At 45.6% G+C, this 23,494-nt stretch carries 18 protein-coding genes; 11 read left to right on the forward strand and 7 right to left on the reverse strand.

Annotated features, from left to right (window positions below; all coding sequences use genetic code 11):
* Positions 1 to 14: 14 nt before the first annotated feature.
* The gene (locus IGK61_RS02015) at positions 15 to 875 is read right to left on the reverse strand and encodes an AAA family ATPase (RefSeq protein WP_074535337.1); all 861 of its coding nucleotides are present in this window, start codon (positions 873 to 875) and stop codon (positions 15 to 17) included.
* A gap of 311 nt (positions 876 to 1,186) precedes the next feature.
* Here IGK61_RS02015 and IGK61_RS02020 point away from each other — a divergent pair, with 311 nt between their 5' ends.
* Together IGK61_RS02020 and IGK61_RS02025 are read left to right on the forward strand one after the other, a co-directional pair.
* Complete coding sequence (locus IGK61_RS02020; protein WP_005227251.1) at positions 1,187 to 1,564, forward strand: DUF1033 family protein; 378 nt, start codon at positions 1,187 to 1,189, stop codon at positions 1,562 to 1,564.
* Positions 1,497 to 3,569, forward strand: a complete 2,073-nt coding sequence (locus IGK61_RS02025) for a DNA topoisomerase III (RefSeq protein ID WP_074535336.1) — start codon at positions 1,497 to 1,499, stop codon at positions 3,567 to 3,569. Before IGK61_RS02020 ends, IGK61_RS02025 begins: the two co-directional genes overlap by 68 nt.
* Before the next feature lie 81 nt (positions 3,570 to 3,650).
* Here IGK61_RS02025 and IGK61_RS02030 read toward each other — a convergent pair whose 3' ends face one another.
* From IGK61_RS02030 to IGK61_RS02040, 3 genes are read right to left on the reverse strand one after another with little or no spacing between them, the layout of a single operon-like run.
* A complete protein-coding gene (locus tag IGK61_RS02030) occupies positions 3,651 to 5,204 on the reverse strand; it encodes a response regulator transcription factor (RefSeq protein WP_074535335.1) in 1,554 nt (517 codons plus the stop codon).
* A complete protein-coding gene (locus IGK61_RS02035) occupies positions 5,182 to 6,630 on the reverse strand; it encodes a sensor histidine kinase (RefSeq protein ID WP_074535334.1) in 1,449 nt (482 codons plus the stop codon). Before IGK61_RS02035 ends, IGK61_RS02030 begins: the two co-directional genes overlap by 23 nt.
* A 10-nt stretch (positions 6,631 to 6,640) precedes the next feature.
* Positions 6,641 to 7,645 carry an ABC transporter substrate-binding protein gene (locus IGK61_RS02040; protein ID WP_008376147.1) on the reverse strand — a complete coding sequence of 335 codons (1,005 nt, stop codon included), beginning with the start codon at positions 7,643 to 7,645 and terminating at the stop codon, positions 6,641 to 6,643.
* Between the two features lie 232 nt (positions 7,646 to 7,877).
* Between IGK61_RS02040 and chvE the strand changes: the two genes are divergently transcribed.
* The 4 genes from chvE (at position 7,878) to IGK61_RS02060 (ending at position 12,200) form a co-directional block, all read left to right on the forward strand.
* The gene (chvE, locus tag IGK61_RS02045; RefSeq protein ID WP_005231478.1) at positions 7,878 to 8,978 is read left to right on the forward strand and encodes a multiple monosaccharide ABC transporter substrate-binding protein; all 1,101 of its coding nucleotides are present in this window, start codon (positions 7,878 to 7,880) and stop codon (positions 8,976 to 8,978) included.
* A gap of 146 nt (positions 8,979 to 9,124) precedes the next feature.
* Entirely contained in the window at positions 9,125 to 10,654 is a 1,530-nt protein-coding gene (gene mmsA / locus IGK61_RS02050) for a multiple monosaccharide ABC transporter ATP-binding protein (protein ID WP_005231476.1), read from the forward strand.
* Between the two features lies 1 nt (position 10,655).
* Complete coding sequence (gene mmsB, locus IGK61_RS02055) at positions 10,656 to 11,852, forward strand: multiple monosaccharide ABC transporter permease (protein ID WP_005227258.1); 1,197 nt, start codon at positions 10,656 to 10,658, stop codon at positions 11,850 to 11,852.
* Between the two features lie 12 nt (positions 11,853 to 11,864).
* Entirely contained in the window at positions 11,865 to 12,200 is a 336-nt protein-coding gene (locus tag IGK61_RS02060) for a PTS sugar transporter subunit IIB (protein WP_074535333.1), read from the forward strand.
* A gap of 508 nt (positions 12,201 to 12,708) precedes the next feature.
* Here IGK61_RS02060 and IGK61_RS02065 read toward each other — a convergent pair.
* The 3 genes from IGK61_RS02065 to IGK61_RS02075 all read right to left on the reverse strand — a co-directional run bounded on the left by IGK61_RS02065 (position 12,709) and on the right by IGK61_RS02075 (position 15,828).
* Positions 12,709 to 13,818 carry an ABC transporter ATP-binding protein gene (locus IGK61_RS02065; RefSeq protein WP_005227260.1) on the reverse strand — a complete coding sequence of 370 codons (1,110 nt, stop codon included), beginning with the start codon at positions 13,816 to 13,818 and terminating at the stop codon, positions 12,709 to 12,711.
* Positions 13,819 to 13,925: 107 nt separating this feature from the next.
* Complete coding sequence (locus tag IGK61_RS02070) at positions 13,926 to 14,756, reverse strand: helix-turn-helix domain-containing protein (protein ID WP_074535332.1); 831 nt, start codon at positions 14,754 to 14,756, stop codon at positions 13,926 to 13,928.
* A 205-nt stretch (positions 14,757 to 14,961) separates the two neighbouring features.
* The gene (locus IGK61_RS02075) at positions 14,962 to 15,828 is read right to left on the reverse strand and encodes an SHOCT domain-containing protein (RefSeq protein WP_074535331.1); all 867 of its coding nucleotides are present in this window, start codon (positions 15,826 to 15,828) and stop codon (positions 14,962 to 14,964) included.
* A gap of 149 nt (positions 15,829 to 15,977) precedes the next feature.
* Between IGK61_RS02075 and IGK61_RS02080 the strand changes: the two genes are divergently transcribed.
* The 5 genes from IGK61_RS02080 to IGK61_RS02100 all read left to right on the forward strand — a co-directional run bounded on the left by IGK61_RS02080 (position 15,978) and on the right by IGK61_RS02100 (position 23,407).
* Complete coding sequence (locus IGK61_RS02080) at positions 15,978 to 17,084, forward strand: GntR family transcriptional regulator (protein ID WP_016619662.1); 1,107 nt, start codon at positions 15,978 to 15,980, stop codon at positions 17,082 to 17,084.
* Positions 17,085 to 17,088: 4 nt separating this feature from the next.
* Complete coding sequence (locus IGK61_RS02085; RefSeq protein WP_074535329.1) at positions 17,089 to 18,684, forward strand: xylulokinase; 1,596 nt, start codon at positions 17,089 to 17,091, stop codon at positions 18,682 to 18,684.
* A gap of 19 nt (positions 18,685 to 18,703) precedes the next feature.
* Entirely contained in the window at positions 18,704 to 19,399 is a 696-nt protein-coding gene (locus IGK61_RS02090) for an L-ribulose-5-phosphate 4-epimerase (RefSeq protein ID WP_074535328.1), read from the forward strand.
* A 19-nt stretch (positions 19,400 to 19,418) separates the two neighbouring features.
* The gene (araA, locus tag IGK61_RS02095; protein ID WP_074535327.1) at positions 19,419 to 20,843 is read left to right on the forward strand and encodes an L-arabinose isomerase; all 1,425 of its coding nucleotides are present in this window, start codon (positions 19,419 to 19,421) and stop codon (positions 20,841 to 20,843) included.
* 197 nt (positions 20,844 to 21,040) lie between these two features.
* On the forward strand, positions 21,041 to 23,407 hold the full coding sequence (locus tag IGK61_RS02100) for a phosphoketolase family protein (protein ID WP_438844665.1): 2,367 nt from the start codon (positions 21,041 to 21,043) through the stop codon (positions 23,405 to 23,407).
* Positions 23,408 to 23,494 lie beyond the last annotated feature (87 nt).

Here is a 23,494-nt window from a genome sequence, read left to right on the forward strand (position 1 = left end):
CTGGGTTGCTTTGCTCATGATCGATCATCAAATTCGGCTTGGTGTGCTTGAAAAAAGCGGTAATACTGCTGGACACTGGCTAACTGGGTCCACTTCCGAACATCGACGGGCGTTTGATCCAAATCATAGATTTTGGCTTCCTTTAAAGATAAAACGAAAGGACTATGGGTAGCAATAATGAATTGACACTGTTCATAGCGGACAAAATCTTCCAGTAACTGCACCAGTTCCAGCTGACGCTCAGCAGAAAGAGAATTTTCTGGTTCATCTAATAAGTAAAGGCTGTTGGGACGAATCTTTTCTTGAAAGAAGCGAAAGGCACTTTCACCATTGGAATATTCTCGGACATTGTCGATCAAGTGCTTGCGGGTGAATTTGGACTGTGTGTTGGATCGTGCAAGATTGATTTTCTTCAATTCATGGTAGTCGTCAAAACCCGTGAAACGAAAGTCCGCATACTTTGCTTGGTAGTATTCTTGGAATACTTCTTCTCGGCGATGATCGATCCCTTGATTCAAGTTTCGAATAGCCAGCATGTAATCAAAGACATCATCGCTGGTCAAAAGTACTTTTTCTTGCGGTTCGACGATGCTGCCAGTAGTACAGTAGGCTAAGTAGTCCTCGAAAAAATTCGAGCGATTATACGCAGCAAAGCGCTGCGCGTGGATCTTTTCGGCAATCACGTTCAATGCGGTGGTTTTGCCAGAACCATTGCCGCCATATAAGATCGTGACCGGTTCAAAATCGATCTGCTGAAAAAGGCGGGCACTGAGAATCTGAAAAGGGTAGTAAGAATCATAAACGGTTCGTTTGATGGAAAGGAAAAAATCAAACTCGGTCTCTTGATCGGGAAAAGTGATTTGTTCGAGATACATGGGGCACCTCCTGGCAATTTCGTGGTTGTCATTATTGTAGCATATCCATCGCAGACAAATTTTTTTTACGAGGTTAAAATAAATCTTGTTTGATATTTTTTTAATCTTTTGATGTTATATTCACAACAGGAAACATCTGTGCTAGACTATAGGGGCATAGAAATGATGTAATCTTAAACAACCGATAAATCGTACAAAAAAACGAGGGTTTAATGAATTTTTAAAGCAATGTTTAAATGCTGAAACTTATTCCTTGCAAGTTTAAGTAAAAGTGACTAATATGAGGAAGGAATCGTGAAAGGAGCAATGGAATGTATCAAGTAGTAGTCATGTATGGGGACAATGAACCGTGGTGGTTTTTTGAGGGATGGCAGTCAGATATTCAAGAGGCGTTCACATTTGCAACTTTCAGCGAGGCGCAGTCATTTTATGAACAAAAATGGCAAGAAATCAGAGAAGAGTATTCGTACATAAATGCAAAATCAAACTTTATGACGGCTTTTTGGAATGAAGAAGACGAACGCTGGTGCGAAGAATGCGACGATTACCTCCAACAATATATTGGACTGGCATTGCTTAAAGAATATCAGCAAGTCGTCGATGAAAGCAGGAAAGATTTTTATGAAACAACTAATTCTAGCGGAAAAGCCAAGCGTTGCCAAAGACCTCAGCAAAGTTTTGGGCTGTGAGCAAAAACATAAAAATTATTACGAAGGACCCAAGGCGATCGTTACTTGGGCCCTTGGTCATTTATTGGGCTTGAAAATGCCTGAAGATTTAAACAAAGACTGGGCATCATGGCAGATGGAAACGCTACCGATGATCCCTAAGTCCATCGGGATCAAGCCGTTGCCAAAAACCGGTCATCAACTAAAAGCCATCAAACAATTGGCTCAAAGAAAAGATGTCGGGGAAGTCGTGATCGCTACCGATGCGGGAAGAGAAGGGGAGCTAGTCGCTCGCTGGATTTTGGAGTGGGTTCGTTTTGACAAACCAGTCAAACGTTTGTGGATTTCTTCGCAAACCCCTAAAGCCATCAAAGAAGGCTTTGCAAAATTGCAGTCAGCCAAGCACTACGACAATCTTTACTACTCCGCCCTTGCGCGGGCAAAAGCCGACTGGCTGGTAGGATTGAATGTCACCCGGGCATTGACGGTCAAATATCAAGACAATCTTAGTGCGGGTCGGGTCCAAACCCCTACCTTAGCTTTGGTGCGCAGTCAGGAAATGCAGATCGAGAGTTTCCGTCCGCAAACCTATCATGTGATTACCCTAAACGTAGGCGATGCCAAGGCCCGCCTGCAGCAAAAAAATCCCTATCAACTAAAAGAACGCAGCGACGCCGAAGCATTGGTCAAGCAAATGAGTCAACAAAATGGTCGCGTGACAGCGATCGAAGAAAAGGTCAAAACAGAAAGTGCACCATTGCCATACGATTTGACCGAGATCCAACGAGAAGCCAATCAGCGTTATGGTTTTTCTGCCAAGAAGACCTTGTCGCTTGTTCAAAGCTTGTATGAAACCCACAAGATCGTCACTTATCCAAGGACGGATTCCAAGTATTTGACCAATGATATGAAGGCAACCATGAAGGAACGCCTGCAGGCAGTTGCGGATTTTGCCCCAGAAGTCAAAGGATACTTGAAAAATGGCGGACAAGTGGTGCAGCAAGCTGTCTTCAATGATAAAAAAGTTACCGATCACCATGCCTTATTGCCAACGGAACAGCGGGCACGTTATGAAAAATTAACTACCGATGAACAACGGATCTATCAAATGATCGTTAGTCGTTTCTTGATGCTCTTTGCGAAACCCCATAAAAAGCAGCAGCAGAAAGTGACCGTGACCTTTGGTTCAGAAACCTTTGTATTCAACCGCAATACCGTGTTAGAAGCGGGATGGAAAACGACTTCTGAAGAAGAAACCAGTGATGTGGCTTGGCAAAAAGACAGTACCGTCAAGCCTGAGTTCACCATCCAGAAAGAGTTGACCACACCACCGAAACCGTTGAATGAAGGAACTCTTTTAGGTAAAATGGAAAAACATAGTCTCGGTACGCCGGCAACCCGTGCGGAGATCATTGAAAAGCTGATCAAATCTGAGCTGATGGAGCGGACCCCAAGCGGCTTGCAAGTATCGCCAAAAGGCAAGCAGCTGTTAGTCTTAGTCAATCCATCCATGGTGACACCAGAATTGACGGAAAAATGGGAGAAGGAACTGGAAGCCATTGCGAAAGGCACCTATTCTGCCCAAACCTTCCTTGCACAAATCGAAGCAGACACAAAACAACTGGTCAAAGAAATCAAGCAAAGCGAAAGCAAGTACCAAGATTTCTCATTGACCCAAAAACGTTGTCCCGAATGCGGCGAACCATTGCGGGAGAAAAATACCCGTGATGGCAAGATCTATGTTTGCTCCAGTGGCACCTGCAAGTACCGTCGTCGGAAAGACCCGAAAGTTTCAAACCGACGCTGCCCGCAATGCCACCGAAAGATGGAGATCATCGAAGGCAAAAACGGCGCCTATTTCCGCTGTAAATTCGATGGGACCACCGAAAAAATGGCGGATAAAAAGGAACGCAGCAAAAAGCTGTCGAAACACGAAGAACGCCGCTTGATGAACAAAATCAATCAAGAAGAACCGCAAGAAAGCCCATTAGCAGCTGCTTTAAAAGCTGCGATGGAGAAGAAATAACTGCATGAGGTAGAAAATGAAAAAGAGTGAGGACGATTTTGCTGTCCTTCACTCTTTTTTTGCATCCATCCATTCACTCATCTAGGCATTTTTTTGACGGTATTCTTTCGGTGAGATGTTTTCTTTCTTCTTGAACAAAAAGGAAAAATAATTTGGGTCATTATAGCCAACATCAAAGGCGATCTCAGATAGCCGTAGATTGGTCGTTAACAGCAGTTCCTTAGCTAAGGTCAACCGTTGCTCGGTCAAGTATTCGATAAACGTAGAATCAGTGGCTTGCGAGAAGATGGTGCTGAAATGTGCTGGACTCAAATGAACTTTTTCAGCAACTACATTTAAGGAAATATTGGGATCAGAAAAGTGCTCACTGATAAAGGCTTTGGCTTGATTGATGACGCTTTGATATTTCGCCATCGCAGGATTGATGGGTTGTTGGGTCAATAATGGCAACAGTTCTGCCAGAGTCGTTTGATAGTTCTCTGGCTCATGGGTCAATGCCGCTAGATAGTCTAAGTCATGGGCGTGCTGAACGATCTGGGGCAGCGAATGACTGTCTTTTTTCTTCAATAATGCCAGCAGTTCGACTAAGACGAACAAACGGTACATTTGCGTTCGCTCAACGGTTCCATGAGGCGCCATCAATTCAGCGATCAGCTCAGGGATCGTCTGTTTCCCAGCATTTGCCAGCCGTGAAGCAAGGTCGGTTTTGAAGGGATTGGTGGGGGACAGTTCCCCTTCGCGAATGTCGTCTTCATAGCTGATGATTTTTTCCTTGCGGATGCTGCCATAGGTTTTTAGCATGTCACGAGCTTTCTGATAAGAAAGAGAGATGCCCGAGAAGCGATCTGCTACCGGTCCGATCGCCACTGCTACTTCTTCCCCAGAACCATGAACGAGGCTTTGAGCGATCTGATAGGCTTTTTCTAAAACTTGTTCTCGGTCATGGTCAAAAAGCAAAAACTTGATGAAGCGGCTAGACACACTGGAGAACAAGACGGCATCGTCTTGTTCATAGGCTTTGGTCAGCTGCTGGCTAAAGCGAGTGTAGTCAGAAAAGCTTTGATTGAAGGGGGTTTTTGCTAAGAGCACACAAAACTGTTTGCCTGAAAAGCGCCGGCCCAGTTCTTCTGCTTGTAAAAAGGCTTCTGAGATCGTGATCTTTTGTTTAAAGAGGTGATTCAGAAAGTGATTCTTTTTGATTTCCATTTCGAATAAATCGTCTTCTTTGGATAATTGTTGATGAGTGGCTTGTTGTTCATCTAAATGTTGAACGACGGTTTTGATGGCTTGTTCTAATTCTTCGTTTTTGATGGGCTTGAGCAAGTAATCGTCTGCTTGCAGCTGCAGTGCCGTTTTTGCATAGTCAAAATCATCAAAGCCGCTAACGAAAATAATGCGAACTTGCGGCAATAATTTCTTGGCTTCTTTCGCAAAGACCAAGCCGTCCATAAACGGCATTTTGATATCACTGATAATAATATCAGGACGCAGATCAAGGATCGAAGCCAGCGCCAATTCGCCATCTGCGGCTTCATCGCTATAAACGATCGGGTATTGTTTGGCAAGAGTCATGATTTGGTGGCGCAAACTATCGCGAATCAGATGTTCATCTTCAACTATGAACACTTTGTACATGGTTGGGTTCCTCCCTTTTTGGTACTGTGACGTTAATCGTGGTGCCTTCTTGGTATTGACTGTGGATCGTCAGTTGCGCTTCGCTGCCGTAGTTCAGCTGGAGACGGCGATAGACGTTATATAGGCCATAGCCGCTCTCAGAGGCGGGATCAGTGGTTTCTTTAAGGTTACGACGAATCTCCTCCAAACGCTCAGGGTCGATCCCAACACCGTTGTCACTGATGGTCATTTGAATCTGGTGAGGCAATTCTGACACTGTGATTCGAATCATGCCGACACGACGGACAAATTTGGTGCCATGATATACGGCGTTTTCAACAAGGGGCTGCAGGACCATCTTCAAAACCTGTAGTTCTGGACTGACAGTTTGATCTTCAATGGTGTAAGACAGCATCCTGCCATAGCGGATCTGCAAAATCTTCAAGTAATCGTCCACATGCCGCAATTCTTTTTCCAGCGGAATCCAGTCTTGCCCTTTGCTTAAGGAGATGCGGAAAAAATCTGACAGCGCATAAGTCATTTCGGTTGCTTGCTCGTAACGGGCAGCTTCAATCAAAGAAACGATCGCATCTAAACTATTATAGATGAAATGTGGAGTGATCTGGGCTTGTAAGACCCGCACCTCACTTTGGGCTAAGTGATACTGCTTCAAGGCATTTTCTTCCAAGAGCCGAGTCAAGTCATCTGCCATCCGATTCAAGCTACTCGTCAGAGTCCGCAGCTCTGGGGTTTCGGGCAGTTCTGCTCGGTAGCTCAAATGTCCTTGGGATAGTTCATTGGAAAGGTCTAACAACCGATCCAGCGGGTATTGCAGATTGTCACGAACAAAGCGGCGGTTTTTATTGATGATCGCAAAGATGATCAAAAGCAACACGACCTGAAAAAGGATCAGCAGCAACACGGATTGGACCAGTTCGTGATTGGTTTGGCTGGCTAAGCTGATCTCTACCCCGACAAACTGCTGCAAAATATCGGATAGCAAATCGATCACCGAATCCACTTGGATCATGACGTATTGGTTTTTTTCCACCGGCTCATCCTTGAGAATATTGTCGATCAACTGTTGCTGATAGGTTTCTAAAGAATCGAGCGTCCGAAAGGCGACTGCTAAAATATTGAGCTCTTTGGCAGTGCTGGTATTTTCTTGAATGTGCTGCAGATCGCTCCTCAGTTCATCGATCACATTGGTTTCTTGGACTTGTGCGACGGTTTTTTGGCCAAAGACTAAGTCCCACATCTCCTCCAAGACAATGGCGTCGACTTTTTCCGATAGTTGATTGGCTTCTTCAATATTGTTGATGGTGTTTTGGTAAATAAAAATCTGCCGCGAGTAAAAGACACTGCTTACTACAAGGGGGATAAAGGCGACGAGGATCATCAGTTTGTTGGTCTGCTGGAAAATGCCCTTGATACTTTTTGTTTTCATCTTCATCTCCTCAATAATTTCTTGGTGGAATCTGATCAAAGTCCATATCACTGGAAAAAACTGTTTCATGGACATAGATTTCACGAGGAATGGCATCGGCGCCGCGAGCCAAGTAGCGCGAGATGGCATTTTTGACGAACACACCAGCGTCTGGGTTGCATTCAACGACACAATTGACGATCCCTTGCTTCAATTTGTCGATCATTTCTTTTTGGGCATCGATCGATACGATCACCAAATCCTTCCCTGGCTCAATATCGGTTTTTTCGAGGGCTTCAAGAGCGCCAAGAGTCATCTCGTCATTGTGACTGAACAAGACATCGATCTGCTCCATTTTGCCTTCTGCGATGTATTGTTCAATGACTTCTTTGCCTTTGCGGCGAATGAAGTCACCATTTAGCTCATCTTTGACTTGGATCGTTACATTGTTGTGGGCATAATCACGCTTGATGGTTTCTCGGAACCCTTCTGAGCGCAAATACGTCGGAGAAGTAGCATCCAGTCCCGTCAATTCTAAAACATTGATCGTTTCATTTTGATGTTCTTTATAATAATTGCTGACGTAGAGACCTGCACGATTGCCCTCGGCTTTGAAGCTTGGCCCGATATGAGTCAGAAACAAAGAGGGATCGCTGACGTTGACATGACGGTCCACCACGAAAACGGGAATCCCCGCTTGCGCAGCTTCTTCCAAAATCGGTTCCCAATTGTTTTCCTGAATCGGGGTAAAGACGATGGCATCGACTTGATACACGATAAAACTGCGGATATCTTGAATCTGACGTTCTTGATTCATATAGCCGTTACGATAGAGCACTTCATAGCCTTCCTTCTCTAATTCAGTGCGAATCGATTCGGTGTGGCGCTTGCGCCAGCTGCTTTCCGTTCCCGATTGAGAAAAACCGATCACGATACTTTCTTCCGATGTTTCAGCGGTCGTTTCTTTGACTGCTTGGCAACCAGCCAAGAAAGACAAACACAACCAAAGGAGTAACCCAATTTTTATATTCCTCATTTTTTTCACCTCTATGGTCTATTCTACTAAAAAATACGGAAGCGCTTTACACAAAATATCAAATCAAATAAAAACCAAGGGAATCTTAAAAAATCCAAGATTACGAAAAGAAAAGGGGGCAACTGAGTCGTTTTTTCTCAAGAAATCCAAGAAACCTCGAAAAAATCTAAATGTAAGCGATTCCTTAAATGGCTATACTGAGAATGTAAGAAAAAGACATGGAGGGATCACAATGAAAGGTACTTTTGGTAAATTGGTCGTCCTAGCATCCACCTTATTGGTTGGCGGATTGTTAGCAGCTTGTGGGAATGGATCAGACAGCGGGGCAAACGGTGACGGAGACAAAGGATTTGTTGGGATCGCGATGCCGACCAAATCGGCAGAACGGTGGATCGCAGATGGCGACAACATGGTAGAAGAATTAGAGAAGCTCGGCTATAAAACTGACCTGCAATATGGAGAAGACAAAGTAGAAAACCAAGTGGCACAAATTGAGAATATGATCACCAAAGGCGTTGATACTTTAGTGATCGCCTCGATCGATGGTTCGGCACTGACAGACGTGTTGGAAAAAGCCCATAACGAAGACATCACAGTCATCGCCTATGACCGTTTACTGATGAACTCGGAATACGTCGATTATTATGCCACCTTTGATAATTTTGGAGTCGGCGTGCTGCAAGCGTCTTATATTGAAGACAAATTGGGTCTCAAAGACGGTGAAGGACCATTTAACATTGAATTATTCGGCGGCTCTCCAGATGATAACAATGCACTGATCAATTATAATGGGGTCCTTTCGGTCTTCCAACAATACTTTGACAGCGGACAGCTAGTCGTTCCTTCTGGTCAAACCAACTTTAACCAAATCGCTACTTTGCGTTGGGATGGTTCAACTGCGCAAGCTCGGATGGACAACTTGTTGAGTGCCAACTATACGGATCAAACATTGGATGCCGTTCTTTCACCTTATGATCCAATCAGCCTAGGAATCATTTCATCGCTTAAAGGCGTTGGCTATGGTTCTTCCGATAAACCACTACCTGTAATCACCGGTCAAGATGCGACGGTGGCAGGGGTGAAATCGATCATCGCGGGCGAACAGACCCAAACGATTTTCAAAGATACACGGGTGTTGGCGAAAAACACGATCGAAATGATCGAAGCCATCACCAATGGCGAGGAAGTGCCAGTCAACGATACGGAAACCTATGACAATGGCGTCAAAGTCGTACCAACCTACTTGTCAAATCCCGTTTCTGTGGATAGCGACAACTACAAAGAAGAACTGATCGATACCGATTACTATACAGAAGAAGAGCTAGGCATTTAAGCAAGAAGCGCTGATCCAGCGAGAAAAGATACTAGTTTCCCCGAAAGCAGTAGGGAAGAACGAATCATCCCCACTATTCGTTCTTTCCGCTTTTCTTACAAAGGCAGCGCACCACTTTTACATAAAAAGGAAAAGGGTGAAAGAACATGGCAGATAATATTTTGATGATGAAAGGCATCGTCAAAGAGTTTTCAGGGGTTCGCGCCCTTGATAACGTCAACCTCTCGATCGAGCGAGGAGAGATCCACGCACTGTGTGGAGAAAATGGCGCTGGCAAGTCCACGCTGATGAATGTCTTAAGCGGACTCTATCCTTACGGCAGCTATGACGGAGAGATCTATTATGAAGGGGAGTTATGCAAGTTCAAAGATTTGCGGGACAGTGAGGACAAAGGAATCGTTATTATTCATCAAGAGTTAGCATTAAGTCCTTACCTGTCGATCAAAGAAAATATCTTTCTAGGAAACGAACAAGCCAAACACGGCATCATTGATTGGGATCTGACCGAAAAGAAAACAGACAACCTCTTAAAGATCGTTGGCTTGAAATTAGACCCGAATACGCTGGTTTCACAAATCGGTGTCGGGCATCAACAGCTGGTGGAAATTGCCAAAGCATTTTCAAAATCCGTCCGATTGTTGATTTTAGATGAGCCAACCGCGGCGTTGAATGAAGAAGAAAGCGCCAATCTGTTAGAGCTGATCAAAGAGTTTCGCAACCAAGGGATCACCTCGATCATCATCTCCCACAAGTTGAATGAAATCGTCAATGTGGCGGATCGCATCACGATTTTACGAGACGGGCAAACGATCGAGACGCTGAGTGGTGCCGAAATCTCTGAAGAGCGCATCATTCGCGGCATGGTTGGGCGAGATTTGACCAATCGCTACCCAGAGCGGAACCCCACTATTGGTGAACCGTTTTTTGAAGTCAAAAATTGGACGGTCCATCATCCAATCGACCATACCCGTGTGGTGAATGAGAATTTGAACTTGATGATCCGCAAAGGAGAGATCATCGGCATCGCTGGTTTGATGGGTGCGGGACGGACTGAGTTTGCCATGAGTGTCTTCGGTCATTCCTACGGCAGTTCGATTTCGGGGGAAGTCTATAAAGACGGCCAACCGATTTCTGTCAAAGACGTGCCAACCGCCATCAAAAATGGGTTAGCCTATGTGTCGGAAGATCGAAAAGCGCTGGGCTTGAATCTGCTGATGGATATTCGCGAGAATACCACCATTGCTAGTCTTGCCAAAATCAGCCGCCAAGGGGTTATCGATAAAGAAAAAGAAGTCACGATGGCTGAAGAATTCCGCAAAAAAATGCGGACGAAAACCAATTCGATCTATCAAAACGTCGGCAGCTTGAGCGGCGGGAATCAGCAAAAGGTCGTTTTGGCAAAATGGCTGATGACCACACCAGACATCTTATTTTTAGATGAACCGACCCGTGGGATCGATGTCGGGGCGAAATACGAAATCTATACGATCATCGAAGAGATGGCAGCAGCTGGCAAAGCCATTTGCATCATCTCCTCGGAGCTGCCAGAACTATTAGGCATGTGTGACCGAATCTATACGATGAACGAAGGCCGCTTCACTGGCGAGGTCCTGCGGGAAGAGGCGGATCAAGAACGATTGATGAATCTAATGACATTAGAAGAGAGTGGGGTTTGAGATGGAAACAACCAATAAATTAAAAAAAGAACGCAGCCATTCGCTGAAAGAAAAGGCACTGGAAATCTTTAGCAAATACAGTATGATCATTATCTTAGCAGTGCTGCTGGTGGCCTTTCAGCTCATGACCGACGGGATTTTCTGGCGGCCGCTGAATATCACCAATCTCGTGTTGCAAAACAGTCATATTCTCGTTTTGGCAGCTGGTATGCTCTTGGTCGTCTTGTTAGGACATGTTGATTTATCCGTAGGGTCCGTGATGGCGTTTGTCGGTGCGATTGCAGGCGTCTTAATGGTCAATAACGGCATCAGTCCTTGGCTGGCAGTGCCTCTTTGCTTACTGATGGGCGCAGTGATCGGTGCTTGGCAAGGCTTCTGGGTCGCGTATGTCGGTATCCCAGCATTTATCGTGACCTTGTCTGGTTTACTGATGTTTCGAGGACTGACCCAAGTCGTCTTAGGGGGTCAATCATTGGCGCCGTTTCCCAAGGCATTCCAACAAATTTCTACTGGGTATTTGCCAGATATTGCAGGCGGTCAGATCCATTTACTTTCCATGATTTTAGGTGTAGTGATCACGGGCATCCTGATTTTAGGCCAATGGCGGACCCGTGAGCGTCGCAAAAAAAATCTTTTTGAAGTGGAATCAATGGCAGCATTTGCCTTTAAAGCCGTCTTTACTGCGGTCGTATTTCTCGGCGCTACCTATATCTTTGCCTCTTATCAAGGGTATCCGATCATTTTGATCGTCTTAGGGGTGATCGTGGCTGCTTATGGCTTTTTGACTAACAAAACCGTTGCTGGTCGTCAAATCTATGCAACCGGCGGCAACAAAAAAGCAGCCGAACTTTCTGGGATCAAGACGAAGAAAATCACCTTCTGGGTCTTCGTGAACATGGGGATGATGGCAGCTTTGGCGGGCTTGGTTTTAGCCGCTCGGTTGAACGCAGCCACCCCGCAAGCAGGAACGTCAATGGAATTAGATGCAATGGCCGCAGTGTATTTCGGCGGGGCTTCCACATCAGGTGGTATTGGTACTGTGATGGGTGCGATCGTTGGTGGGCTCGTGATGGGTGTCTTAAACAATGGGATGTCGATCTTAGGAGTCGGTGTCGATTGGCAGCAAGCCATCAAAGGGTTGATTTTGCTGCTGGCCGTCGTGTTGGATATCTACAATAAGAAAAAGAAAATATCGTAGGAGGGCCTGTTTATGGAGGAACAAGAACAAAAGACGATTTTATTGATTTGTACCGCAGGTATCACTACGGGTCTCTTAGTGAAAAACATGCAGCGAGCTGCAGATGAAAAAGGATTAGCCGTGCATATCTATTCGGCACCAGCCATCATTGCTGAACAGATCCTGCAGCAGCAGACTGTCGATGCCTTGCTGATCGGTCCGCAGTCGAAGTACGAAGTCAATCGATTGAAAGACTTTCTCATGGTCAAAGCGGTGCCTTATAAATTGATCAAAGAAACAGATTACGAGTTGTTAGATGGCGAAGCTGTCCTTGCAGACAGCCTGACCCTCTTGCAAAACGATCGCTAACCAGCAGCTTGGCAAAAAGCTAGGTGGTCAGCAGTTGAATAGGCTCCCCAGAGTAGTGCTTGTCATCCCCCACAAGCACTACTCTTTTTGCGGTGCTTTTCTGCCTACACTAGCCAAGAAAGCCACTATTAAGCAGAAAAGCGTGGCAAGCCCGTTGGTTCGTTTTCTCGTGTTTAGGACATCGCATCATAGACAAACAAAAGAGAAGTTGAGGGGGAAGAGGACGAAGCTGACACCACGCGTATGCTGTTTAAAGGCAAGTGATGGGCGAGTGTCGCCCTTAAAGCATCGAGGCTGTGGGCGGTAGGAGGGGGGAAATGAGCTGATTAAACCGCTTCTGGTTTCTCGTTCGTAACTAAGCGTTTCGTAGGAAACACAACGAAACCCAAAAACAGACAGTCTGCTGACTGTCTGTTTTTAGGGGATACAAATAAGGAATAAAAGTGGATATTAGTTAAATGCGACTGCCTAGGGGGCAAATCCGAGAACAGTGCATGGTAACTACAAATTAAGGAAGTGTGATGACATTTTCTGAATCTTTGTCGAAGAAGTGTGCTTTGTTGATGTTGAAAGCCAAATCAACTGTTTCACCTGGACGGTGGAAGTCACGAGCATCAACTTTCGAGATAAATTCAGTCGCACCTACGCGTGTATAAAGCATCGTTTCTGCACCTAATAATTCAGATACGACTACTTCGGCACGTACAGTTGCTTCAGGAGAAGCTTCCAATGCGATTTGTTCACTGTGAATATCTTCTGGACGAATACCAAAGACTAATTGTTTGCCTTCGTACCCTTTTTCCACAAGAATCTTGTTCTTGCCTTCAGGAATACGTAAGTTCAAGCTTTGTCCATCAGAGATCATACCGTTTTTCAACGTAACATTGAAGAAGTTCATTGCTGGTGAACCGATAAAGCCGGCAACGAAAATGTTTTTCGGTGTGTTGTAGACTTCTTTTGGTGAACCGATTTGTTGAATGAAGCCATCTTTCATGATAACGATCCGGTCAGCCATGGTCATCGCTTCTGTTTGGTCATGGGTTACATAGATCGTCGTTGTTTCTAAACGTTGGTGTAATTTTGCGATTTCCGCACGCATGGCAACCCGCAATTTCGCATCTAAGTTTGACAACGGCTCATCCATCAAGAAGACTTTGGCATCACGGACGATGGCACGGCCTAGGGCAACCCGTTGACGCTGACCACCTGAAAGGGCAGCTGGTTTACGATCTAAGTATTCTGTCAATCCTAAGATCTCAGCGGCATTTTCTACCCGTTTTTTAATTTCTTCTTTGTCGTATTTACGCAATTTCAAACCAAATGCCATGTTGTTGAAAACAGTCATATGGGGATACAATGCGTAGTTCTGGAAAACCATCGCGATGTCGCGGTCTTTTGGTGCCACATCGTTCATTACTTTTCCACCGATGCTCAATTCGCCTTCAGAAATATCTTCTAAACCAGCGATCATTCGAAGCGTTGTTGATTTTCCGCAACCAGAAGGTCCAACGAAAACGATGAATTCGCGATCCGCGATATCTAAATTAAAATCAGTTACCGAATACGCATCATTATTATCATATTTTTTGTGGATATTTTTTAAGGCCATTTCTACCATTGGGATTACCTCTTTCCATTTAGTTTACATGAACATCATAAATGAAAACGCTTCGAAGGTGCAACGGAAACATGCACAAGAAAAAAACGTTTTCTTGTGCATGTTGTTTAATTGCTCTGATGGGTGAACTGATCGATCAATAAATAGCAAAGCAGCAGATCATCCATATTTTTTAAATTTAAGCGCGTCAGTGTTTGAAACTTATCGATCTTATATAGGAGAGAATTCCGATGCATGAACAGTTCTTTGGCTGTGGAGCTTGCATTGCCTTGATTGCGCCACAGGGATTGAATGATCGTTTCGGTCTCTTCTTCAAACCAATCTAGATACAAGGTACGAAACAAGGAAATATACTCGGAAAAGCCGTTGCGAAAAAGAGAGAAGACCACTTTGGGCAGATCCATACTTTTACTGGTGGTTTTCGTTTTTAACTCATTTTTGAACAGGCTAGACTCACTTGCCCATAAGGCAGTGAAATCGTGGCGTGGATGATGGAAGGGACCGACGAACAGCTGGGAATAGCAGTCGAAATCCATATCCAAAGCGACGAATAAGCCGTCGAGATCTTCGATGGGCAAATTGGCAGCATCTTGTTTTTCTACGATCACTGCATGGTCTTCGGTGAGGAAAAAAAGATCCACCACGCTAGGGAGCATTTGCTGAATCTCTGCGAGCCATTCGGATTGCAAAGAGTCGATGGTTCGGGTGAAATGAACTTGCAGCAAGCGAATCCACTCTGGCTCTTGAACGGGCTGATGTTCAAATAAAATCGGATACCATGGATGGTTTCGGTTATCGATTTCTGGTTGCAAAGAGCCGTTTCCCAGTTGGATCAGCAATTTTTCACTGTCACTTAATTGGTCAGTTGGCAGCCAAATATATTTTTTGCCGAAGGCGATGGATTCGATATCCTTCGTTGTGGCAACTTTGTCATGCAACGTTGCCTGGGGGAAACGTGCTTTGATGTCATTAAAAGAAAAAATGAGAAAGACCTCCTTTGAGATACTCTACGTATTCTTCAATTAGTATAGCATGTTCTAAAAAAACCGTTCAAAATTTTCCCAGGAAAAAAGCACAGCCCTTCACCGAAAGCTCTGTCTTCTCATGGCAGGAGGGCGGCTTTTTTCTCCGAAGCGATTGCTTCTATAATCCTAACAGTTGTTTTTTCTTGAATGCAAATTCTTCTTCAGTCAAAATTCCTTCGTCGACCAACACTTTTAGTTCGCGTAGTTCAGCAATGAGCGCTTCCGTCGGCTTCGCAGCTGGTGGTGGCGATGGGTTCGTTAACGGGACCGACCGCTCCCGAGGGAAGTTGGTGAGGTAGCGCTGTATGATCCGAGCAATCACCAGGTCTTTTTCGGCAAAGCAAAGGGAGTGATTCGGTTCCATTCGTCTGAAGGAATGGGTTTCTCTGATCGCTCCGCCGCCAATATACAATTCTAAAAAGCCATTGCCTTTCCAAAGTCCTGATTCAGCAACTTCTTTCAGATTGACACTGGTGATTTGGGGAATCTGCAGAACCTGTTTCGCTTTCTTCTTGTAATCGATGATCGTGAGGGTATCTTCTGAAATGACCCAAGCATCACGATAATGATAGGAAAGTAATTTGATTTTTCCAGCCTCTTCATCCACGTAACTTTTGGCTGATTGCCCACCAAGTGCTGCCAAATGATCCGTTAAAAACTCATAGGCTTTTTGGGCATAGATTCGATTGGTGAAATAGAGCAGATGAGAATTACCTGGTACCTGCAGTCGGAGGTAGTCCACTAAGAGACCTTTGCCTATATGTAATTCCACATCGGCAATTTTTGCCATGGGAATCTTTTCATCTGGGATTTTTGGATGGGTGTTGTTTATCCAGACGCCTTTTTTCGTAATGAGCCAACGACAGCTGGCATCATGTCTGCGATTTTCTCGATATTTTTTTGAATACAAAATAATGGGTTCCTCGTAGGTTTCATTAGGTGTTCTCGTCAAAATACTTACCTCCTCAAACGTAATAAGCAACATTTTATTCAATTATACAACAAATAGTGTTTTGATTCGTTTTATTCTGATGAAAATAAAGGAGATTTATCATTTATCTTCTTTTCGTTAGGTTTTTTTAGAAAAAAAGCCATAGCAGCAATTGACACGGAAGCGGTTTCTTGGTATCTTAGATGTACGGACAACTTTTGAAAGATGGGATTAAAATGGCGAATAAGTACGAACAACTTGCGGATATCTTAAGAGAAAAGATCCGCTTAGGCACCTATCAAGAAGGCGATGCAATCCCTTCAGAAGCAACCTTACAGGAAGAATTTCATTATAGCCGCCACACGGTGCGCCAAGCGATCGCTGTTTTGGTCAATGAAGGCTATTTAAGAAAAGAACGAGGCTCAGGCACCTACGTTTCAAAACCTGAGACTGTCAATCATAAAAACCGCAAAACGATTGGGATCATCATGACCTATTTGTCTGATTATATTTTCCCTTCGATCATGCGCGGCGTGGAACAGACATTGCGGGAGCAAGGCTATTCACTGCTTCTAGGATCAACCAACAATGACCATGAGCAAGAAAGAGCGTGCTTGCAGCAAATGATGGATCAAGGGGTAGACGGGTTGATCGTTGAGCCAACGAAGAGCAGCCAGTACAACCCGAATCTTGCTTATTATGTCGCCCTCCAAGAAGCCGGGATTCCTCTCGTCATGATCAATGCCTATTACGAAGAACTAGACTTGCCGCATATTTGTGTCAACGATACACGTTCTGGGTTTTTAGCAACCAATTATCTATTAGAACAACAGCATCAGCAGTTGATGATGATCACGAAAATCGATGACTTACAAGGGAAATATCGGATGAAAGGGTTTGTCAAAGCCTTGACCCAAGCCAAGCGGACGTTTGCAGCAGAAGACGTCTTGACGTATACGACGGAGACGAAAGAAGCCGTTATTGAACAAGCGATCCAGCGCTTGACGGCTGCCGATAATCAAGTCACAGGCATCGTTTGTTACAACGATGAGATCGCGCATCGCTTGATTCAAGCATTGACGGCTGCTGGGAAGAACGTTCCTACTGATTTTTCGATCGTGGGTAACGATGACTCGCCCCTTAGCACCTTGTCCACACCGACGATCACCACACTAACTCACCCGAAAGAAGCGATGGGGGAATTGGCGGCACAATGGATCACTACAGGTAAGGCAACAGAAGCACAACACTTTTATTTTGAACCGGAGCTGATCGTTCGCGGTTCAGTCAATAACCAAAAAGGAGAATAAGAAGATGACGCAACAAGTAAGGCAAGCAATTATTGACGGGCGCACGTCTCTTGGGATCGAGCTAGGCTCGACACGGATCAAAGCTGTCTTGATCGATGAGCAGTTTCAGACGATCGCTTCAGGCAGCTTTGAATGGGAAAATCAATTGGAGCAAGGGATTTGGACCTACTCACTAGAGGCGATTTGGCAAGGACTGCAAGCCAGCTACCAAGAGTTGGCGCACAACATCCAACGGCAATTTGAGGTACCTTTGACGACGATCGGCAGTATCGGTTTTTCTGCAATGATGCACGGCTATATGGCTTTTGATCAGCAAGGCACGCTGTTAGTACCTTTTCGGACATGGCGCAATGCGATCACGGAAGAAGCAGAAAAAGCCTTGACGGCATTGTTCCAATACAACATCCCGCAGCGTTGGAGTATCGCGCATTTGTATCAAGCGATTTTGAATCAAGAAGCCCACGTCCCAGAGGTTGCTTTTTTTACTACCTTAGCCGGCTATGTCCATTGGCAGCTGACAGGGGAAAAAGTTATCGGAATCGGCGATGCATCAGGGATGTTCCCAATCGACAGTACGACAAAAAACTATGATGCGAATATGCTGCAGCAATTTGATGCACAAATCAGCAGTCTGGGGTATCCTTGGCAGATCAAAGACCTTTTGCCGCAAGTGTTGACAGCAGGCGAACCAGCCGGAACTTTGACGGCAGAAGGGGCAAAAAAACTCGACCCAACTGGTACTTTGCAAGCTGGCATCCCGTTATGTCCGCCAGAAGGCGATGCGGGCACTGGCATGGTTGCCACGAATAGTGTGGCACAGCGAAGCGGGAATGTTTCAGCCGGGACGTCTGCTTTTGCCATGATCGTCTTAGAAGAACCCTTAACTAAAGTGTATCCAGAGATCGATTTGGTCACGACGCCTTCTGGTGATTTGGTGGGGATGGTCCATACGAATAACTGTACCTCGGAGATCAATGCCTGGGTCAAACTTTTCCGCGAATTTGCCGACGCAGCTGGAATGAAACTCTCCACGGAAGAATTGTTTGCGACCTTATTCAACAAAGCATTGAAAGGGGATTCAGACTGTGGCGGGATGCTTTCTTATGGCTATTATTCTGGTGAAAATATCACTAAGATCCCTGAAGGACGGCCGCTTTTCGTCCGATCGCCAGAGAGTTCTTTTACTTTAGCAAATTTCATGCGCTTACATCTGTTTAGTGCCTTTGGTGCGATGAAGATCGGGATGAAGATTCTGGAAGCCGAAGACGTCGCCATTGATCGAATCGTTGGTCACGGTGGGATCTTCAAGACGCCAGAAGTTGCCCAGCGTGTCTTGGCAGCTGTCATGGAAGCCCCAGTCACGGTTATGGAAACGGCTGGTGAAGGCGGCGCCTGGGGGATCGCCCTTTTAGCAGCATACCTTCGCCGTCACACGCCAGAACAATCCTTGGCAGCATTCTTAGCAGATCAAGTGTTTAAAAATGACCACGGCGTGACCTTAGCCCCAACGGAAGCCGACATTCAGGGGTTCACCGTCTTTACCCAACGTTACCAAGCAGGGTTGCCGATCGAGCAAGCGGCAATCGATGCGTTGATTTAAAAAGAAAGAAGGGAATTTTGTGTTAGAAGGATTAAAAGAAGAAGTCTTTCAGGCCAATTTGGCATTGCCTAAGCAAGGATTGATTAAATACACCTGGGGCAATGTGTCAGCAGTGGATCGCCAACAGCAATTGTTTGTCATCAAACCTAGCGGTGTTGACTATGAAACCATGCAAGCCAGTGATATGGTGGTTTGTGATTTTGAGGGCAACGTAGTGGAAGGAGCGAAAAATCCTTCCTCCGATACGCCAACGCATGCCGTTTTATACAAAGCATTTTCAGAAATTGGTGGGATCGTCCATACCCATTCTACTTGGGCGACGAGCTGGGCTCAGGCAGGACTCGATCTGCCAGCAATGGGCACAACCCATGCCGATACGTTTTATGGAGCAGTCCCCTGTGCGCGCTTTTTGACGCAAACCGAGATCGATGAAGGCTATGAAGCACAAACAGGACAGGTGATCGTCGAAACCTTTAAGGAACGCGGCATCACGCCAGAAGAAATTCCTGGTGTCTTGCTTCACGGTCATGGACCGTTTACCTGGGGCAAAACGGCGGATGCGGCGGTGATGAACGCAGTGGTCTTAGAAGAAGTCGCTAAGATGAATTTTATCACGCGTCAGCTGAACAGCTACGCACCCGAATTGCCGCAGCGGGTCTTAGACAAACATTATTTACGTAAACATGGAGAAAATGCCTATTACGGGCAAAAATAACGAAAAAGGAGCAAGCAGAATGTTAGAAATCGGGAAAAAAGAATTTTGGTTCGTCGTAGGATCACAGCACTTGTATGGAGAAGAAGCTTTACAAGAGGTACGGGACCATGCAGAAGAAATGGTCAAAAGCTTAAATGACAGCTCAAAGCTGCCTTATCCAGTCGTTTTACAAGAACTCGCTGTTACTGCCGATACGATTACGAAAATCATGAAAGAAGTCAACTATCGGGATGAAGTCGCTGGGGTGATCACCTGGATGCATACCTTCTCACCAGCAAAAATGTGGATTCGCGGCACGAAATTATTACAAAAACCATTGCTGCACCTTGCCACTCAATACAATGAACAAATTCCATGGGAAACCATCGATATGGACTTTATGAACTTGAACCAAGCGGCTCATGGTGACCGAGAATATGGATTTATCAATGCCCGTTTGAAAAAGCAAAACAAAATCGTTGTCGGCTATTGGAAAAATGAAGCCATCCAAAAAGAAATCGCTGCTTGGATGGACGTGGCAGTCGGCTACAATGAAAGCTTCCAAATCAAAGTCGCTCGTTTTGGCGACAACATGCGTAACGTTGGGGTGACCGAAGGCGATAAAGTCGAAGCACAGATCCAATTTGGCTGGACCGTTGATTATTTTGGGATCGGCGATTTGGTTCAAGTCGTCGATGCGGTGACTGACGAAGAAGTCGATGCACTCTTTGAAGAATACAGCCAGCTGTATGATTTCGATTATGGCGATTACGACAAAGAAGAATGGGCACGTCATGTCAAAGCCCAAGCCAAACAAGAAATCGGTCTGCGCCGCTTCCTTGAAGCAGGCGGCTATACGGCATTTACCACGAACTTTGAAGACCTATATGGTATGCAGCAGTTGCCTGGTTTAGCTGTACAACGTTTGATGGCAGAAGGCTATGGGTTTGCTGGTGAAGGGGACTGGAAAACCGCCGCTATTGACCGCTTGATGAAAATCATGGCCCACAATAAGGCGACTGGCTTTATGGAAGACTATACCTATGAGCTGACACCAGGAAAAGAAGCCATCTTGCAATCCCACATGATGGAAGTCGATCCAGTATTAGCAGTCAACAAACCAAAAATCGTGGTTTCGCCATTGTCGATGGGGGATCGTGAAGACCCAGCCCGACTCGTCTTTGACGGCCAAGGCGGCGAAGGTGTCGTGGTTTCGATGGCAGACTTTGGCACCCACTACAAATTATTGATCAATGAAGTCGATGCCTTTGAGCCAACTGAAGAAGCACCAAAACTACCGGTTGCACGAGTAATGTGGACACCAAAACCAAACTTCCACGATGGGGTCAAACAGTGGATCGAAACAGGCGGTGGCCATCACACCGTTGTCTCACTTGTCCTAAATTCTGATCAGATCGAAACATGGGCGAAGCTTGTGGGATTAGAATACGTAACGATCAAATAAGTACCCAATCACAAAAGAAACCGTTGGCGATGGTCGGCGGTTTCTTTGCGTTTTTCTTAAGCTTTCTTGCCTTCTAGCTGCAAAGTGCGGATAAGCAGACCCCTGAAAGCACCAGCAATCAGCAAAATTGACTTTTAAATATAGGGGGCATAGACTTTTATGTAAGAGTGGAACAATGGACTAAAAGGAGGAGCACAATGAAGACAACCTACGATACACCTGAGTATTACCAGAAAATGAACGCTTGGTGGCGAGCAGCCAACTACCTTTCCGTTGGTCAGATTTATTTGAAAGACAATCCCTTATTGCGCCGCCCCATCGAAGAAAAAGATTTGAAAGTGAATCCGATTGGTCACTGGGGAACGATCGCAGGGCAAAATTTTATTTACACCCATCTCAATCGCGTCATCAATAAGTACGACTTAAACATGTTTTATATCGAAGGACCAGGCCATGGCGGACAAGTCATGGTTGCTAATGCTTATTTAGACGGCAGCTACAGCGAGATCTATCCAAAAGCCACCCAAGACGAAGCAGGGATGAAACATCTATTCAAAACCTTCTCTTTCCCAGGTGGGATCGCTTCTCATGCGGCACCTGAAACGCCAGGTTCGATCCATGAAGGCGGCGAGCTAGGCTATTCCATCGCCCACGCTACCGGAGCTATTTTAGACAATCCCGATGTCATTGCAGCAGTAGTGGTCGGTGATGGCGAAGCCGAAACTGGACCATTAGCGGGCAGCTGGTTTTCAAATACCTTTATTAATCCAGTCAATGATGGCGCAATTTTGCCTATCTTGCATTTGAATGGCGCCAAGATTGCCAATCCAACGATCTTGGCTCGTAAAAGTGACCAAGATCTCACGAAATATTTTGAAGGCATGGGTTGGACCCCTTATTTCGTAGAAGGGGACGATCCAGAAGCCGTTCATCCGCAATTGGCACAGAAAATGGATCAAGCCATCGAACAGATCCACGCGATCCAAGCAGAAGCCCGCAAAGGTTCTGCGGAAGAAGCCACTATGCCTCATTGGCCTGTTTTGATCGTTCGCACACCGAAAGGCTGGACTGGACCGAAAGTCTGGGATGGCGAGCCGATTGAAGGGGGCTTCCGTGCCCACCAAGTGCCGATCCCTGTCAATGCGAAACATATGGAACACGTGGATGCTTTGACGAATTGGCTGCAGTCTTATCGTCCAGAAGAGCTTTTTGACGAAAACGGCCGCATCAAAGCTGAGATTCAAGAATTGGCACCAAAAGGGGAGCAGCGGATGGCGGTCAACCCAATCACCAATGGGGGGATCGATCCGCAACCGCTACGCTTGCCAGATTGGCAAGCACATGCCATTGCGATCGAGACACCAGGGGAAACGACTGCCCAAGATATGATGGTCTTTGGGAAATTTGCCCGTGACATCATCAAAGAAAATCCCGACAACTTCCGCATCTTTGGCCCAGATGAAGCCAAATCCAATCGGTTGAACCATGTGTTTGAAGTCACGGACCGCCAATGGTTGGAGCCAAAACATCCTGATTATGATGAATGGCTGTCTTCAGTGGGCCGTGTGATTGATTCACAATTATCAGAACATCAAGCAGAAGGCTTCTTGGAAGGCTATGTGCTGACGGGTCGTCATGGCTTCTTTGCCAGCTACGAGTCATTCTTAAGAGTCGTTGATTCTATGATCACGCAACACTTCAAATGGTTACGAAAAGCCCATGATCTTGACTGGCGCAACCCGTACCCCTCATTGAATTTGATTGCTTCATCAACGGTCTTCCAACAAGACCATAATGGGTACACCCACCAAGATCCAGGGATCATGACCCATATTGCAGAGAAAAAAGCCGACTTTGTGCGGGTCTACTTGCCAGCCGACGCCAATAGCTTGATGGCTGTCATGGCAGAAACACTCGCTTCTGAAGAAAAGATCAATCTAGTGGTCTCTTCAAAACACCCACGTCCGCAGTTTTATTCGGCGGATGAAGCGAAAGTGCTTGTCAAAGATGGCTTGAAAGTCATCGACTGGGCATCGACAGATGAAGGACAAGAACCCGATATTGTGATCGCAGCTGCTGGGACGGAACCGAATTTGGAAGCTTTAGCCGCTGTTTCCTTGCTGATTGAAGCCTTCCCAGAGTTGAAAGTCCGCTTCATCAATGTGGTCGATCTATTGAAATTGCGTCGTCCAGAAGTCGATCCTCGTGGGTTAAGCGATGAAGCATTCGAAGCCTACTTTACGAAAGACAAACCGATCGTGTTTGCTTTCCACGGGTATGAAGGACTGATTCGCGATATCTTCTTTGGCCGTCGCAACCAACAGCTTCATATTCATGGGTACCGAGAAAATGGCGACATCACGACACCGTTTGATATGCGGATCCTTTCTGAATTGGATCGCTTCCACTTAGCCAAAGACGCCGCCGAATGGGTCTATGGAGAAAAAGCAACGGACTTTGCCCAAAAAATGGCAGACACCGTTGCGTATCACCATGACTTTATTCGAGAAAACGGCTATGATATCGCCGAAGTCGAAGAGTGGGAATGGAAACCATTGCGTTGATTTATTCTCCACAACGCCAACGTAAGACAGTTTAAGAACAAAAAAAGCACAAAAGAAACAAAACGATCCGCAACAGGGTCGGGACAC

This window comes from Enterococcus sp. AZ063, assembly GCF_051715045.1.
Classification (GTDB): Bacteria; Bacillota; Bacilli; order Lactobacillales; family Enterococcaceae; genus Enterococcus_D; species Enterococcus_D casseliflavus.